17 protein-coding genes are annotated in these 16,030 nt (G+C 59.1%); 9 read left to right on the top strand and 8 right to left on the bottom strand.

Features of this window, described 5'->3' with window-relative positions; all coding sequences use genetic code 11:
* Positions 1-552 precede the first annotated feature (552 nt).
* The gene (locus tag Q1A75_RS02665) at positions 553-900 is read right to left on the bottom strand and encodes a DUF2794 domain-containing protein (RefSeq protein ID WP_299555613.1); all 348 of its coding nucleotides are present in this window, start codon (positions 898-900) and stop codon (positions 553-555) included.
* 115 nt (positions 901-1,015) lie between these two features.
* Between Q1A75_RS02665 and paaI the strand changes: the two genes are divergently transcribed.
* Positions 1,016-1,450: a hydroxyphenylacetyl-CoA thioesterase PaaI gene (gene paaI, locus Q1A75_RS02660; RefSeq protein ID WP_299555611.1), complete on the top strand. Its 435-nt coding sequence runs from the start codon at positions 1,016-1,018 to the stop codon at positions 1,448-1,450.
* Positions 1,447-2,739, top strand: coding sequence for a phenylacetate--CoA ligase PaaK (paaK, locus tag Q1A75_RS02655; protein WP_299555610.1), 1,293 nt, complete (start codon positions 1,447-1,449; stop codon positions 2,737-2,739). The genes paaI and paaK overlap by 4 nt, the downstream gene beginning before the upstream one ends.
* Before the next feature lie 12 nt (positions 2,740-2,751).
* On the opposite strand, the gene Q1A75_RS02650 is transcribed toward paaK, so the two are convergent.
* The 3 genes from Q1A75_RS02650 to Q1A75_RS02640 all read right to left on the bottom strand — a co-directional run bounded on the left by Q1A75_RS02650 (position 2,752) and on the right by Q1A75_RS02640 (position 5,741).
* Positions 2,752-3,294 (bottom strand): septation protein IspZ, encoded by a 543-nt coding sequence (locus tag Q1A75_RS02650; protein WP_299555609.1) that lies wholly within the window; start codon positions 3,292-3,294, stop codon positions 2,752-2,754.
* 93 nt (positions 3,295-3,387) lie between these two features.
* Positions 3,388-5,046, bottom strand: a complete 1,659-nt coding sequence (locus Q1A75_RS02645) for a DNA polymerase Y family protein (RefSeq protein ID WP_299555607.1) — start codon at positions 5,044-5,046, stop codon at positions 3,388-3,390.
* A gap of 77 nt (positions 5,047-5,123) precedes the next feature.
* A complete protein-coding gene (locus Q1A75_RS02640) occupies positions 5,124-5,741 on the bottom strand; it encodes a TetR/AcrR family transcriptional regulator (protein ID WP_299555605.1) in 618 nt (205 codons plus the stop codon).
* A gap of 176 nt (positions 5,742-5,917) precedes the next feature.
* Here Q1A75_RS02640 and Q1A75_RS02635 point away from each other — a divergent pair, with 176 nt between their 5' ends.
* The 6 genes from Q1A75_RS02635 to Q1A75_RS02610 all read left to right on the top strand — a co-directional run bounded on the left by Q1A75_RS02635 (position 5,918) and on the right by Q1A75_RS02610 (position 10,657).
* A complete protein-coding gene (locus tag Q1A75_RS02635) occupies positions 5,918-6,841 on the top strand; it encodes an AEC family transporter (protein ID WP_299555603.1) in 924 nt (307 codons plus the stop codon).
* Between the two features lie 100 nt (positions 6,842-6,941).
* On the top strand, positions 6,942-7,772 hold the full coding sequence (gene fghA, locus Q1A75_RS02630; protein WP_299555601.1) for an S-formylglutathione hydrolase: 831 nt from the start codon (positions 6,942-6,944) through the stop codon (positions 7,770-7,772).
* The gene (locus Q1A75_RS02625; RefSeq protein WP_299555599.1) at positions 7,769-8,218 is read left to right on the top strand and encodes a YaiI/YqxD family protein; all 450 of its coding nucleotides are present in this window, start codon (positions 7,769-7,771) and stop codon (positions 8,216-8,218) included. Before fghA ends, Q1A75_RS02625 begins: the two co-directional genes overlap by 4 nt.
* Positions 8,215-8,835 carry an HAD family phosphatase gene (locus Q1A75_RS02620; protein WP_299555597.1) on the top strand — a complete coding sequence of 207 codons (621 nt, stop codon included), beginning with the start codon at positions 8,215-8,217 and terminating at the stop codon, positions 8,833-8,835. Before Q1A75_RS02625 ends, Q1A75_RS02620 begins: the two co-directional genes overlap by 4 nt.
* The gene (locus Q1A75_RS02615; RefSeq protein WP_299555595.1) at positions 8,832-9,746 is read left to right on the top strand and encodes an ornithine cyclodeaminase; all 915 of its coding nucleotides are present in this window, start codon (positions 8,832-8,834) and stop codon (positions 9,744-9,746) included. Before Q1A75_RS02620 ends, Q1A75_RS02615 begins: the two co-directional genes overlap by 4 nt.
* On the top strand, positions 9,743-10,657 hold the full coding sequence (locus Q1A75_RS02610) for an alpha/beta hydrolase (RefSeq protein ID WP_299555593.1): 915 nt from the start codon (positions 9,743-9,745) through the stop codon (positions 10,655-10,657). Before Q1A75_RS02615 ends, Q1A75_RS02610 begins: the two co-directional genes overlap by 4 nt.
* On the opposite strand, the gene Q1A75_RS02605 is transcribed toward Q1A75_RS02610, so the two are convergent.
* Complete coding sequence (locus Q1A75_RS02605; protein WP_299555591.1) at positions 10,654-11,895, bottom strand: MFS transporter; 1,242 nt, start codon at positions 11,893-11,895, stop codon at positions 10,654-10,656. The genes Q1A75_RS02610 and Q1A75_RS02605 overlap by 4 nt on opposite strands.
* A gap of 135 nt (positions 11,896-12,030) precedes the next feature.
* On the opposite strand from Q1A75_RS02605, the gene zapE reads away from it, so the two are divergent.
* Positions 12,031-13,086, top strand: coding sequence for a cell division protein ZapE (zapE, locus tag Q1A75_RS02600; RefSeq protein ID WP_299555589.1), 1,056 nt, complete (start codon positions 12,031-12,033; stop codon positions 13,084-13,086).
* On the opposite strand, the gene Q1A75_RS02595 is transcribed toward zapE, so the two are convergent.
* From Q1A75_RS02595 to accD, 3 genes are all read right to left on the bottom strand, one after another.
* Complete coding sequence (locus Q1A75_RS02595; RefSeq protein ID WP_299555587.1) at positions 13,083-13,658, bottom strand: hypothetical protein; 576 nt, start codon at positions 13,656-13,658, stop codon at positions 13,083-13,085. The two genes, zapE and Q1A75_RS02595, sit on opposite strands and share 4 nt — an antisense overlap.
* A 139-nt stretch (positions 13,659-13,797) precedes the next feature.
* Positions 13,798-15,075 carry a folylpolyglutamate synthase/dihydrofolate synthase family protein gene (locus Q1A75_RS02590; RefSeq protein WP_299555585.1) on the bottom strand — a complete coding sequence of 426 codons (1,278 nt, stop codon included), beginning with the start codon at positions 15,073-15,075 and terminating at the stop codon, positions 13,798-13,800.
* Positions 15,072-16,013, bottom strand: coding sequence for an acetyl-CoA carboxylase, carboxyltransferase subunit beta (gene accD / locus Q1A75_RS02585; RefSeq protein WP_299555583.1), 942 nt, complete (start codon positions 16,011-16,013; stop codon positions 15,072-15,074). The genes Q1A75_RS02590 and accD overlap by 4 nt, the downstream gene beginning before the upstream one ends.
* Between the last annotated feature and the right edge of the window lie 17 nt (positions 16,014-16,030).

The following is a 16,030-nucleotide window of genomic DNA, read 5'->3' as shown; positions in this document are numbered from 1 at the left end:
CCACCCACCAGCCCCGGAAACCATCGTCCAGATCGACCAAAGGCCGGTCATGCACTAACCAAGTTGGACTAACTTGGCGGTCCTGAGCAGAGAGTAGCTTAAGTTGCGCCAGATCTTGTCCAACAATTGGGGAGTGGCTCATTGCCGAGACCGTGTTCGAGATTGTCACCTGACGATCATCGGACAGGTTATGAACCGTCAGGCTAGCCTTCGAGACTTCAAATACAATGATGTTGGCGATCTACCTCGCTCAAGTTGCTGCTCATATCTTTGTCGTTCTCCTTGACTGTGCTCGGCCACGAAGGCCCTTCTACCGTTCGGATAGCCGGACTGATGTGGCAGGTGGCAAAATACTTTACGACCACAGATCGGGTTATTCCTGGGGGAGACCCACCCGCCACCAGTTCCCCAGATAGCTATCCAAGAAACCGACCGCCTTCATCTTCTCATAGAAGAAAATGGAGGCAATACCGTACGCATAACCGTCCGGGGAGCTCGAACGGACAGACAGCCCCTTCGTCAGAAAAAATGAACGTCCCTGCGCAGCAGACCTTACTCGACAGCGCGGATTAGTTTACGCTCCAACACCCGCAAAACGGTCTTCAGATCCTGCCCACGGCGCAACACCTGCCCGTCCATACCGATAACAGAATACATTCCCTGCTTTCCCCGCAGCTTCGGACGCTTCTCGATCCGGTACATCGGGTTCTCGGCCGTCCGGCGAAACACAGAGAAAACGGCCACATCACGCAAGCACGAAATCCCGTAATCTCGCCATTCCCCAGCCGCCACCATGCGGCCGTAAAGAGACAGGATCACCGACAGCTCGGTTCGGTGAAAGGCCACCTGCGGGCTCGGCATTTCGCGTGAGTTGGACGGGGGAGGCGTATGCAACGTCATGTCGCCACAGTTGCGCGACCGGACCACAATTTCAAGAGCCATACCAACATGCTTGAAAGCGTTACAAAACAAAGGCAAAGTCACGGAAGTCTGAAACGCATGGGGAGGATGCCGGATGACACCGGAAGAGCGCGCCCGGCGCAGTGCTGATACGATGTGGGCGACCGATGAGGCCAGCCATGCGCTGGGGATGCGTATCAGCCATATCGCCCCCGGTGCCGCGACACTGACAATGCAGGTGCGTAAACACATGCTGAACGGGCACGGCATCTGCCATGGCGGCATGATCTTTACGCTTGCTGACAGTGCGTTTGCCTTTGCCTGCAATACGTACAACCAGTTGACTGTCGCCCAGCAGAACCAGATCACGTACCTGTCACCGGGACAGCCGGACGAGACACTCACGGCAACAGCCATCGAAACGGCGCGACAAGGCCGCTCCGGCACCTATGATGTCACCGTCACAGGCGAAGACGGTCGCAAGATTGCCCTGTTCCGCGGCCTCTCACGCACAATCGCAGGCACGCATTTTGACGAGGGCCGAGAATGAAAGACCTTACACCTGACAGCAACACGCTCGATCCCATCGAAATCGCCAGCCGGGACGAGATTGTGGCGCTGCAACTCGACCGCCTGAAATGGTCCCTGAACCACGCCTACGCGAGTGTGCCCCATTACAAGGCCGCTTTCGACGCGACGGGCATCCACCCTGACGACCTGACATCGCTCAACGATCTTGCGAAATTTCCCTTCACCACCAAGCAGGACCTGCGCGCAAACTACCCGTTCGACATGTTTGCCGTACCCCGTGATCAGGTGAAACGCATCCACGCCTCCTCGGGCACCACGGGTCAACCGACGGTGGTGGGCTACACCGAAAACGATCTTGCCAACTGGGGCCAGGTCGTTGCCCGCAGCCTGCGGGCAGCGGGCATGCAACCCGGGGACCTTCTGCACAACGCCTATGGCTACGGTTTGTTCACCGGTGGGCTTGGCATCCACCTTGGCGCCGATGCCCTCGGGCTGACCACCATACCCATCTCGGGCGGCATGACCCCACGACAGGTCCGGCTGATCGAAGACTTCAAACCCAAGGGGATCACGGTCACACCATCCTATGCACTGTCGGTACTGGACGAATTCAACGCCCAAGGCCTCGACCCGCGCGCCTCTTCCCTTGAAGTGGGAATTTTCGGCGCGGAACCCTGGACCAACGCCATGCGGACCGAGATCGAGCAGGCGTTCGACATGCACGCCGTCGACATCTACGGACTGTCTGAAGTTATCGGCCCTGGTGTGTCGATGGAATGCGTCGAAACCAAGGACGGGCTGCACATCTGGGAAGATCATTTCTTTCCCGAAATCATCAACCCCGACACCGGCGAACCCGTCGCGGATGGCGAAATGGGGGAACTTGTCTTTACCTCCCTGACCAAGGAGGCATTCCCGATCATACGGTACCGCACCCGCGACCTGACACGGCTGCTGCCCGGCACGGCGCGCAGCATGCGGAGGATGGAAAAAGTGACAGGGCGCAGCGACGACATGATCATCTTGCGCGGCGTCAATGTCTTCCCCACCCAGATCGAGGAATGCCTGATGGCCACGCCCGGCCTTTCCCCTCATTTCCAGATTGAACTGACCAAGCCGGACCGCATGGACCAGATGCGCGTACTTTGCGAAGCGGAGGACACCAGCACAAACCACACAGATGCCGGAAAATACCTGGCTGGCCAGATCAAACAAACCATCGGCATCACCGTGGCAGTTGATGTGGCTGATCCGGGGCAGGTTGAACGGTCGCAGGGCAAGGCTGTGCGGATCGTGGACAAACGATAAAGGCACGGTCGCTCAGGCTTTGCCCTCCTCGATCCAGTAGTATTCCGCCACCACGCGTGTCGCGATCCAGATCAGACCAAACAGCACAGGGTCCGACAGGACATTGTAGATGGCCCAGTGATCAGTGGTCAAAGCCCGTCTGGCCACCTCGTTCGCTCCGGCCGAAAGCAACATGATTGCGATCCATGCAGCATGTAACACATGCCAGCCCGATGGTTCGATCTGCAGCACATACCCAAGGGTACGCTGCAAAAGGCTAGGCCGTGCCAGGGCACCGACTGCAAGAATTCCAGCAAAGGCCAGCGCACCGACGGTGGGGCGGATCAAAACAAATGTCTCGTCATTCAGGACAATACCAAACGCGGTCAGGATCAGGGCAAGGACCAGCGTTGAAACAGCCAGCCATGGCACGCTGCCATCCCACCGCCATCGCATCCCGACGGCCAGCGCTGTGGCCACAACTGCGGTTGCGGCAGCCCACAGCAGCCCACCAATCGCGTGCCCCAGCAGAAACGCAGCGCCCGGTAGCAGTTCAAGAACAAGTCGGCGATCCATTCGCGCAATAAAGGCACGCGACAAGAGCGTCGCAAGCGGCCCGCGACAAAAACCAACGGCAATTTATGTGCGACGGTGGAGTGCAGCATGCGCCTAGGCAAAGGACCCATGACAAAACCACCCGGGCGACATGCCGCCACCATGGGCATAGAATAGCCACAACCTCTGCCCGTCCTCGGTGTCCGTGACCCAATAATCCCGCGTGCCCGATCGCCAGTTGGGGTCGTCCAGCCACCATTCCGGCGCAATCCGCTCAGGTCCGATGGCCCGTTGCCGCTTCAAATCCATGCCACGCCATCGGAATATCTCGGGCAGTTTGGGTGTGGCCGGGGCGTGTACGGGTTCGGGATGCCACAGCAGCAAAGGACGTGGATTGGTCGGTCTGGGCCAAGGCCCATCATGCGGCTTCGACCACGCAGCCGCCGTAATTTTATGGGATTTTTCGGGGATATGACTGTCCGCCGGCTCAAAACGCCGGATCGCCTCCAATCCGACACGCGCACCCAGCCGCCCGATCAGATCATCCATGGCGTTGGCATTGTTAAGCCGCGCCTGTACCGCCGCCCCCGCCTCGCGGTGGCCCACGATCATAACGTCATGGACGGGCTCGACCTGTACCGCCAACAAGCGGATCATATCGATCCCAAAACCCGCATCGATGTCCTCGATTTTCATCTCCAGCAGGTGACGGATACGGTGTGGATCGTGACCGGGACGGGCCAGACCTACCTCGACCACCTCAACCGCGTGGTCACTGCGATACGCCTGCAGCATCACATGCCGCGTTCCTTTTCCCTTTTCTTCCAACATTTTGCACAGACGGGGTAGCATACGGTCGATGGCTGCCATCACGTCCTCAGCCAGCCCAATGGGATCGGGCAAGGTCATCCGTACGGCAAAATGATCAGGCGCCTTAGTCGGCGATACAGGCTCGGGCACGCTGCCCATCGCCTGATCCAACCGCAGCACCAACCCCCGGCCAAAACGACGCGCCAACCCGGCGCGTGGTTGGCCCAGCAAGTCTCCCACGCGGCGCAACCCAAGGCGACCCAACTGCGCTGACATATCAGGCTCCAATCGCAGGGCGGCAATCGGTAAGGGGGACAACGCACTATAGGTCTGACCAGGCGGTGCAATCCGTGTGATGTCAGGGGCCTGGGCCGTAAAAGTCGGGGCGGATCCGCCTTTGGTCCAATGCCGCCGCTTGCCTGCACGCGACCGGGTGGCGCGGGCCTCCTGATCAATAGAATCCCCAGACCGATCCGAGCCTGCCGCTTGGCCCGTATATCGGGACAAGGCCCATGCTGCACCTCGTGTATCGGCAAGCCCCATCAAAACACTCAGACCCAGATCAGTACAATCATCCTGCACGACCTGCATCAACTGCTCTTCCCCTCCGAACAGATGCGCACAGCCAGTCAAGTCAATAACCAGCGCATCACCATCCTCAGGCGCGACCCACGGGCTGAACCGACCCGCCCAGCGTTGCAGTGCTTCCAGAAACTGCGCCTCGCCCTGCGGACTGCGGGGAAAGGTCAGTAATCCAGGGCACATGGCATGAGCATCACGCACGGGCTGACCAACCTGCAGCCCCACCGCCTGTGCCTCCCCGCTCAAAGACGTGATGACCTGCATGTTCTGATGTTCTTCGACTACGGCCACAGGCTGATCTCCCAGAATGGGTTGGCGACGGATCAGACGTTCGGCCCCCAGCCGGGGGAACCAGATGGACAGGATGCGACGGTTGAGCATACAGAAATGTTCATTATTTGTTCTCTCCCTGAATACGCTGAGTCGGCTTTCAGAGTCGAGCAATCAGATCAGGAAAATCAGGGGCCGTAGCGGGCCAGGAACGTCTTGACCGCATTGTCGACGACTCTGTCGATATCTTCATCGGACACCGTGTCGATCACCCCGAACATCAGGCGCGGCCAGACGTCAGCCTTGCACAGCTCGCCAAACTGATCGGCAGCAAGGGTGAAATCATCGATCTTCAGATCACCCCGTGCGCCCGCAGCTCGGAAATACTCACCCATCACGGCCCGCATACGCTCAGGGCCAGACTTGTAGAAGGCACGCCCGATCTCTGGAAAGCGGTCTGATTCTGCGACGCATATCCGAAAGATCTGTTGCCCAAACTTCGATGTGATAAACCGCAGGAAATGTTTGCCAGCCTGACACAACACATCCCGCGGGGCGGCATTCATATCGATAAAGTCCACGGCAGACTGGCTTTGGCGCGTGCATTCCATGTTGGCGACTTCCATGAACAGCAAACGCTTGTCAGGGAAATAGCTGTAAAGCGTCGCCTTGCTGACGCCTGCGGCGCGCGCAATGTCATCCACACTTGCGCCTTCAAACCCATCTACCATGAACACATCGCGCGCACCGTCCAGCACCTGGTCGAATTTACGGCCCTTACGGACGATGGGGGTTGCGTCGTTCATCTGGCGTCCTGTTTTGCGGGATGATGCACAATATAAACCGATCTGTTCACTTTCTATAAGAAAAAGCGCGCAATAGATATGAGATATTGTGCTGGCACATCGGCCCAAGGTTCATTTCGCCCGCACCGGGCATATCAACAGTGGATAGAAATTCGCGCAACGGCTATCCAAGTCTCATGCTGCCTATACTGCTCAAAACACTTCCCTTTTTTACATTGATCGGCCTGGGCTATTGGGCGGGGCGCACCAAATTTTTCACGGAGGAGGCAACCGCATATCTGACCAAGTTCGTGTTCTATTTTGCACTGTCGGCGATGATCTTCCGCTTCGCCGCAAACCTGGAACTGGCGGAGGTATGGGATGGACGGCTGGTTGCCGCATACCTCTGGGGCACCGCATTCGTTTACGGCATTGCAACACTCGTCGGCTTCTTGCGCGGACTCGACGTGCAAACCAACGCGGTCGAGGCACAATGCGCCGTGATTGGAAACGCAGGTTTTCTTGGCCTGCCCATGCTGGCGCTTCTCTTTGGCCCACAGGCGATCGGCCCTGTGATGCTGGTGCTGGCCACCGACCTGATCGTCTTTTCCAGCCTGATCGTCATCCTGATCACCGTTGGGCGCGACGGGCGCATGTCGCCCGCAATCTTCAAGACCATTGGCATGGGGCTGATCAAAAACCCGATGATCGTTGCCATGGCGCTTGGTCTGACGTGGTCCGGCCTGCAAATACCAATCCCTGACCCCATGAATGATTTTCTGAGCATCTTAGGTGGCGCCGCCACACCAGGCGCACTCTTTGCCATCGGGGCCTCGCTTGCGTCAAAATCAACCGAACGCATCCAAATCGCGGGCTGGCTCAGCTTTTGCAAACTTGTGCTGCACCCCACCTTTGTCGCGTTCTCGGCGATCATTCTGTTCAATGTTGAACCGTTCGGTGCAGCCATGATCATCGCCTGTGCCGCCATGCCTGTGGCGGGCAACGTCTACATGCTGGCCCAACACTATAGCGTCGCTCCACAACGCGTCTCAGCGGCCATTCTTGTCTCGACCACACTCAGTGTCGCAACTTTGACGGCAGTTATTGCCTGGATAAGCTGAGCCTGCTTCATCTTGCCAAACAAACTCCCGCCGGAGGCTCCCGAAACTTGCCGCACGGCCCACCGCCAGATAGCGATAGGGCAACGAAAGGATCACGCCCATGGAAACCAAATCCGAAAACGCCTGCTTCGGCGGCACCCAAGGGGTCTACACCCACGCCTCGTCCGCCTGCTCCTGTGACATGACATTCGGACTGTTCCTGCCCGAAGAGGCCAAGGAAGGCCCGGTGCCCCTACTGTGGTACCTGTCGGGCCTGACTTGCACACACGAGAACGCAATGACGAAAGCGGGGGCGCAAGCCTGGGCGGCGGACCATGGCATCGCGCTTTGCTTTCCTGACACATCCCCCCGTGGCGATGATATCGCCGATGATGATGGCTACGATCTGGGCAAAGGCGCGGGCTTTTACGTGAACGCGACGGAACAGCCTTGGGCATCCCATTACCGCATGTGGGACTATGTGATGGACGAGTTGCCTGCGCTGCTCGGATACACCTTTGCCCTCGACATGGACCGCCAGTCGATCACCGGACACTCAATGGGCGGGCACGGCGCATTGACCATGGCGATGTCCCTGCAGGGACAATTCCGATCTGTGTCCGCATTTTCGCCCATCACCAACCCAACCGCCAGCGATTGGGGGCGTAAGCAACTGACTGCATATCTGGGCACCAACGAAGAACTTTGGTCGCCACATGATGCGACGCGGTGCATGCGCGCACATGGCTTCGATGGCCCGATGCTGATCGACACAGGCACCGATGATCAGTTCATTGACCTTCTAAAACCCGAGGCGCTGGCCGAAGCCGCCGCCGCCCGCCGCCAGCAGATCCAGTTCCGCATGCAACCGGGATATGACCATTCGTATTTCTTCGTCTCGACCTTCATGGAAAATCACGTCGCCTTTCACGCAGAACATCTGTGGGCATGACAACGCTCTACATCGACGCTGACGCCTGTCCTGTGAAGACAGAGGCAGAGCGGGTCGCCACCCGGCACAAGGTCCCCATGAAAGTGGTGTCCAATGGCGGACTGCGCCCCTCGCCAAACCCATTGGTAGAGACTGTTATCGTCCCAGATGGTCCTGATATCGCCGACATGTGGATCGCAGAGCGGGCCGGTCCCGGCGACGTGGTGATCACCGGCGATATCCCCCTTGCCGCCAAATGCGTGCAAGCTGGCGCGCGGGTTCTAAAACACAATGGTGAGGCTCTGACACAGGCTAATATTGGAAACGTGCTGGCAACCCGTGACCTGATGACGGACCTGCGCGCGGCGGATCCGTTTCGCCAAGGCGGTGGCAAAGGCTTTACCAAGGCAGACAGATCGCGTTTTCTGGACGCATTGGAACGAGAATTGAGAGCAGCAAAAAGATGACAATCAAAGCCGTCGTATTCGATATTGGAAATGTGCTGATCGAATGGCAACCCGAACGCTTCTATGACGGCGCAATCGGCGAAGAACGTCGCAAGGCGATGTTTGCCGAGGTCGACCTGCACGGCATCAATGAAAAGGTCGATCTGGGCCACCCCTTTACTGAAACCATCTATGCCGCTGCAACGGAGTATCCCGCGTGGCACGACGAGATTCGCATGTGGCACGACCGCTGGATCGAGATGGCCTCGCCTGCCATTGACCGCTCGGTCCGTTTGATGAAGGCATTGCAGGCAAACGGTACCCCGGTTTTTTCACTGACCAATTTCGGGATCAAAAGCTATGATTATGCCGCGACCCAATACGACTTTCTGCATGCCTTCGACCGCGATTTCATCTCGGGTCATATGCAGGTTATCAAACCTGACCCGACGATCTACGAGATGCTGGAGAACGCAAGCGGACTGCGGGGCGACAGCCTGATTTTCACCGATGACCGCGCCGACAACATTGCCGCCGCGCAGGCGCGCGGCTGGCGCACGCACCACTTCGAAGGGCCCGACGGTTGGGCCAACCGTCTGGTCGCAGAGGGGCTGCTGACCGAAAGCGAGGCGGCGTGACATCCGTTCCCGTCATCCCTTTTGCCGAGGGCGAAGCCCTGCTGGACTGGATCGGCCTGACCGATGCGATGGCCGCTGGACATACACTTCCCAAAGCCGAGATCGGGGATACGTTCCTTTACCGGGATCCCGATACGCTGCTTAGCCGGGCAGCTTGGATCGACGGGATGGGAATGGCGGTCAAAACGGCAACCGTGTTTCCCGGTAATCCGGGTCGTGGCGCGCCGATGATCAATGGTGGCGTCAACCTGTATTCCGACGGCGACGGCACACTGCAAGCGATCATCGACTTTCATCTGGTGACCAAGTGGAAGACGGCGGGCGACAGCCTGCTGGCGGCGCGCAGGTTGGCCCGCCCGGACAGCCGGAACATCCTGATCGTGGGAGCTGGCACTGTCGGTCGGTCCTTGCACGATGCTTATTCCGCGGTCTTTCCGGAGGCGCATTTCCAAGTCTGGAACCGCACCCGCGCCAATGCGCTGGCCATGGCAACAGAACGCCCGATGCTAACGGTCGCCGGTGATCTGGAACAGGCTGTGCGCAGCGCCGATATCATCACCAGCGCCACCATGTCGACCGAACCGCTGATCATGGGCGAGTGGCTGCAACCCGGCCAGCATATCGACCTGATCGGCGCCTACCGTCCGGACATGCGCGAGGTCGATGATGCCGCGCTGCTGAAATCACGCGTCTTTGTTGACAGTTTTGACACCACCATCAACCACATCGGCGAGGTGAAGATCCCGCTCGAAGCCGGTACAATCAACCGCGACCACATGTTGGCCGACTACTATGATCTAGACGCATTCAAACGCACGCCCGACGACATCACACTGTTCAAGAATGGCGGTGGCACGCATTTGGACCTGATGACAAGCCGGTACATCCTTGATCGCTGGACAGCCAAATGATGTGGGTCACGCTGATCCTACTTGGCCTGCTGGCAATTCCCGTCACCACGGAACTCACCCGTTCGGGCATGACTGATGCCGTACGCGACAAGGCGCCGGGCCAGTTTGCGCTTCTGTCGCAAGGCACCACACATTTTGAATGGATGGGGCCGGAACGTGGTCCTGTGGCGGTTTGTATTCACGGCCTGACCACTCCGTCTTTCGTCTGGTACGGGATGGCCAAAGGGCTGGCGCTAATGGGGTTTCGGGTGCTGGTCTATGACCTCTATGGCCGTGGATATTCTGACCGGGTAAGAGGCAAACAGGATGCAGACTTCTTTGACAGGCAGCTGACCGACCTTCTGACACATGAGAATGCAGGCGATCACCTGACGGTGCTGGGCTATTCGATGGGCGGGGCCGTTGCGGCCCATTTTGCCGCGCGCCATCCCCAACGGGTCAAACAGCTCATTCTATTGGCCCCTGCGGGCATGTTCAAACTCGCAGGACCCAAGATCGCCCTGGCCCGTGATCTGCCCGTACTTGGCGATTGGCTGTTCCTTGCCGCCTATCCTTGGCAAGTCCGCCGTGGGATCGCATCCGAAGCGCACCTGCCTTCATCGGTCGAGAGCATCTATGATCTCCAAGAGGAAGAAACCGGGCGTCGCGGGTTCTTTCCCGCCGTTCTCTCCAGTCTGCGCGGGCTGCTGCGGACGCCATGCGAAGACCAGCATCGTGTCATCGCCGCCCTGGGTGTTCCCGTTCTGGCAGTCTGGGGCGATCAGGATAATGTGATTCCGCTGACGTGCAAGGACACGCTGGCAGAATGGAATCCGGCCGTCCATCAGACCGTAATCCAAGGCGCAGGTCACGCCCTACTCCATACTCATACTGATGTGGTGCTGGATGCGATCCGGGAATCTCGCGGCTAAGCGGCAGCGGGCTGGGCCAAGGGTCGCTCGCGGATCGGCAAGTGCACGATGGCACTAAAAGCGCCGATCGCAATCCCGATCCACCATACCTGCTCGTAAGAGCCGTACAGATCGTACAAACGACCACCCAACCACACACCCAGAAAAGACCCCAACTGATGGCTTAGAAACACGATGCCATAGAGCGTGCCCATGTATCGCAAACCGTAAATATGCGCGACCAACCCGGACGTGAGCGGTACGGTCGCCAACCACAACGCACCCATGGCAATGGAAAAGACAATGACCGTCATCGGCGTCATGGGAAAGATGATGAACAGGGACGCCACCACGGTCCGACCGGCGTAAATGCCCGCCAAAAGGTACTTTTTCGGGAAATGCTTGCCCGCCCAACCGGCAAGCAACGTACCTGCAATATTCGCCAGACCAATCAGCGACAGCGCAATCGCGCCCAAGGCGGATGTCGTTGTGATGCCGATGTTGTGCAGCATGCCACCCGGCACGATCGGCCCGCACACCTCGGTCACGAAGGCGGGCAGATGCGCGGTCATGAATGCAACCTGATAACCGCACGAAAAGAAGCCCAGGAAGATCAGGGTATAAGACGGATCGCGAAAGGCCTTGATCAGGACCTGACCCAGCGTTTCCTCCAATTCAGCCTTTGTGGCCATGGGCGGCACGCGCATGGCAGGCAAGGTCAGCACAAGCAGGACGACCGCAAGCGCAAACCACAAGAACACCGACTGCCACGGCATGAAACTCAGCATCCACTCGGCCACGGGTGCGCCAAAGATCTGACCAGCAGAGCCCATGGCCGCCACGATCGCCAGCGACATCGATCGGTTTTCATCACTGCTGGCGCGGCCCACAACAGCAAGGATCACACCAAAACCGGTCCCGGCGACGCCAAAACCAACAAGCCAAGCATACAACTGATGTTCAATTGGCGTCGTCGCGCCCGCACTCAGCACAAGTCCCACCGCGTACAGGATTACCCCCATGATAATCGCCTTGCGGTCCCCGATCTTTTCGGCAATGGCGCCAAAGATCGGCTGCCCGATACCCCAAGCCAGGTTCTGGATAGCGATGGCCAGCGAAAACTCTGTTCGCAGCCAGCCGAACTCCTCGGCAATGGGAATCTGGAACACACCGAACGACGCGCGCACGGCAAAGCTGATCATGATGATGATGCAGCCCACGATCAGAACAGGGGTAAAGATGGGGGTCCGGGCGGTCATGGCAATGCCTTCAAAACTGTACTGCGACTGTATGGACCTGATGGCGTGCGTCAAATCAGGAATTCTGGGGGGCGCTTAACCATTCCTGAACCGACCGTGCTTCCCATGGACGGACCTGCACGCTACCACGGGGAAATGACTGATTTGCTGACTGAATATCAGGCGCTTGTAGCCAAGGGCGATTTGCAGGCAGACCCTGCACAACTGGCCATTCTGCCAGAGTTTGAACGCATCCGCGCCGCCCTTACCGCGCCCGTCAAAAAGGGGCTGTTCCGCAAGGCCACCGAGCCGCCCAGGGGGCTGTACCTGTGGGGCGGCGTGGGGCGCGGCAAATCAATGCTGATGGACTTCTTTGCATCGCGGCTTGATGTGCCAGCCCGGCGCGTTCACTTCCATGCCTTCATGCAGGAAATCCATGCCGCAATGCACATCGCCCGCAAGCGCGGTGTGGACGATGCCATCGCGCCTGTTGCCGCCGACGTTGCCGCATCGGTCCGCTTGCTGGCTTTCGATGAAATGCAGATCACGGATATCACCGACGCCATGATCGTCGGGCGACTGTTCGAAGCCCTTTTCGCTGCAGGCGTTGTTGTAGTCACCACATCCAACCGCGTCCCGGACGACTTGTACAAGGACGGGCTGAACCGCCAACTGTTCGTGCCATTCATCGATCTGCTCAAGGACAAGATGACAGTTTGGGAACTGGCCTCGCCCACCGATTATCGACAGGACAGGTTGTCGGGCAGCCCGGTTTACTTCTCTCCCTTGGGGGCCGCGGCGCGGGCCGAGATGGACAATATCTGGGCCGACCTGTCAGGTGGCGCGGCTGAGCAACTTGACCTGACGGTCAACGGGCGCGCCGTGACCGTACCCCTGTTTCGCAGCGGTATCGGGCGCAGCAGTTTTTTCGACCTGTGCTCAAAACCGCTTGGCCCTGCCGACTACCTCGCCATCGCCGAAGCGTGCAAAGTGCTGATGATTGATAACATTCCCTGCCTGGGACGCAGCAACTTCAACGAAGCCAAACGGTTCGTCACCCTGATCGACGCGCTGTACGAAGCGCGTGTGCGACTGATCTGCTCGGCTGCTGACACGCCCGAGATGTTATATCTGGAAGGGGAAGGGACCTTCGAATTCGAACGTACGGCATCGCGCTTGCGGGAAATGCAAAGCGCAGATTGGGCGGTCTAACCCTGCGACTGGCTGACCAACGCGGCCAACAGGGTTTCCGTGTCCAGACGCCCTGCCGCCGTGGTCAACTGCCGGGGCAACGTGAACTCACCCCGCGCCGCCGCCGTGTTCAAAAGTGCGTCTATATAGGCGTTTGATTGGCCTTCGGTCAGGGCTTGGACCAGCAACGCCTGCAAACGGTCATCTTGCGTGAGCGTGTGACCGAAGCCGATCAGGACAATACTTGTCAGACTGCGCAAATCCGTGTGCCGCGCATCGTTATCCGTCAGGCGGATCGGCTGCCGCAGCTGACGGCTCACAGCTTCGGATGCTGACACGGGTCGAGTACCCAGCAAGGAGGCGTCCGCACGGGTCACTTCCGCATCGGACAGTGCAGGATCAGCCGCAATCGACGTATCAGCGAAATACTGATTTTCAACTGCCGCGCCGCTGGGCTGCAGCAGGATCAACCCAATCGTCACAACCAGAAAGGCCGCGGCGATCACCAGCATCTTGATGTTGGATGAGGAATATTCCTCGGATTCTATGGCCGCTTGTGGCGGCTGATCGGCCGGGTCATGACGCCTGAACATACTGCTTCCCCAAAAGCAGACCCGTCACGGTTGATCCGTGTTGGGGTCGAAATAATATACTAAATATAGCAAATACGACCCCGTTTGGTCAACATCGTGCGTGTCGACCAAGGTACGCGTCTACCAGCAGTCATGCTTTTCAGCCGTTGTCGCGCAACACCGCTCCGGCCAGATAGAGCGACCCACAGATCAAAACACGTGCGTTCGGGTCGCGTGTAAGGATCGCCTCCAAAGCCGTGCCAACATCGTCGGCCTCATGCGCCGTCATGCCGACATCACGCGCAGCCTTGGCGGTCTCGGCGGCGGGCAGTGTGTTGGCCTCTCCCGGGATCGACAGGGCGGTCAGGCTGTCTACCTCGGTCGCAAGTGGGGCCATGTAACCACGCGCGTCCTTTGTGTTCAGCATTCCGCAGATCAAGTGCGTTGGCCGCTTGGGCAAGCTTTGCAAGACGCTGGAAAGGGCCGCACCCGCCGCCGGGTTATGCCCCCCGTCCAACCACAGCTCTGCGCCTGCCTGCACCGCACGTTCGGCCAGTGGACCCGAACGCAGGCGCTGCATCCGCGCGGGCCAGTGCGCTTGGGTCACGGCAGCATGACAGGCGCCTTCGTCACAGCCCAGATGGCGCAGTGCCGCCAGCGCCATTCCGGCATTCTGGATCTGGTGATCACCCGGCAATGCTGGGCGCGGCAGGTCCAGCAGACCCGCCTCGTCCTGATAGATCATGCCGTCACGTTCCGGCGCGGCATGCCAATGCTGCCCATAGGCTTGCAAAGGTGCGCCCAGCCGCGCAGCCTGCGCCTCGATCACATCCAGTCCGTCTTCGTCCTGCGGGCCGACAATGCAGGGCACACTACGCTTGATAATCCCGGCCTTTTCACCGGCGATCTTGGCCAGCGTATCCCCCAGAAACGCTTCGTGATCCATGGACACGGGCGTGATGATCGTCAGCGCCGGCGCATCAATGATATTGGTCGCGTCCAACCGCCCGCCAAGGCCAACCTCAAGCAACGTGTAATCGGCGGGTGTCCGGGCAAAGGCAAGGATCGCGGCACAGGTCGTGATCTCGAAATAGGTGATATCGGCACCACCGTTTGCAGCATAGCATTCATCAAGGTAAGCGGTCAGATCGGCTTCCGAGATCAACTCTCCGGCCAGTCGGACCCGCTCGTGAAAGCGTGCCAGATGGGGGGATGTATAGGCGTGAACCCGATGCCCCGCCGCCTCAAGCCCCGCGCGGATCATGGCCTGGGTCGATCCCTTGCCATTGGTCCCTGCGATATGGATGACAGGCGGCAAATCGTTCTGCGGATTGCCCAGCGCCTCTAGCAGCCGCCACACGCGGTCCAACGTCAGGTCAATCACCTTGGGGTGCAGCGCCATCATCCTTGCAAGGATGGCGTCAGAACCGCTGCTCATTCCTTGAGAGCGTCTTCGGCGACGGGTTCTTCTTCCGGTGCAGGATCAGCATCAGGGTCAGGGGCTGGCAAATCGCCTTTGATGGCAGGGGGCTGACCCGTCAGCATGCGCGTGATGGTGATCAGCTCTTCCCGCATCTCAGTCCTTTTGGTCACACGGTCGAGCATGCCGTGATCCAGCAGGTACTCGGCCCTCTGGAACCCTTCAGGCAGTTTTTCGCGAATGGTCTGTTCAATGACGCGCGGTCCGGCAAAACAGATCAGGGCGTTGGGTTCGGCCATATGTACGTCACCCAACATGGCATAGGACGCCGTCACACCACCGGTCGTCGGATGGGTCAGAACGACAATGTAGGGCAGACCCGCCTCTTTCAGCATCTGCACCGCCACTGTGGTGCGCGGCATCTGCATCAGGCTCAGGATACCCTCCTGCATCCGCGCGCCTCCGGCAGCAGAGAACAGGATCAACGGGCGTTTCAGCTTCACCGCTTCTTCAGCCGCAGCGATGATGGCATTGCCCACATACATGCCCATCGACCCACCCATAAAGGAAAAATCCTGCGCGCAGGCAACGATGGGCGTGCGTCCAATCTCACCACAGGCAACGAGCATCGCCTCACCTTCGCCCGTAGATTTCTGGGCAGCCTTCATCCGGTCCGGGTATCTCTTTTGATCACGGAAATTCAGCGGATCAGCCAAGGGGGCAGGCACCTCGACCTCGGTAAAGATACCGCCGTCAAAAAGGGCCGTGAACCGATCCCGCGGCGTGATCGCCATGTGGTGATTGCAGTTGGTGCAGACGTTCAGGTTGTCCGACAACTCACGGTGAAACAGCATGGTGCCGCACTCATCGCACTTGGTCCACAGATTGTCCGGGGTTTCGCGCCGCGAAAAGATCGAGTTGATCCGGGGCCGGACGTAATTGGTGATCCAGTTCATGTGGGCTTCCTGCTGCC

Origin of the sequence: uncultured Tateyamaria sp. (assembly GCF_947504105.1) — a bacterium.
GTDB lineage: Bacteria > Pseudomonadota > Alphaproteobacteria > Rhodobacterales > Rhodobacteraceae > Tateyamaria.
The sequence above is the reverse complement of the archived record's forward strand: the minus strand, read 5'-3'. Positions and strand labels throughout refer to the sequence as shown.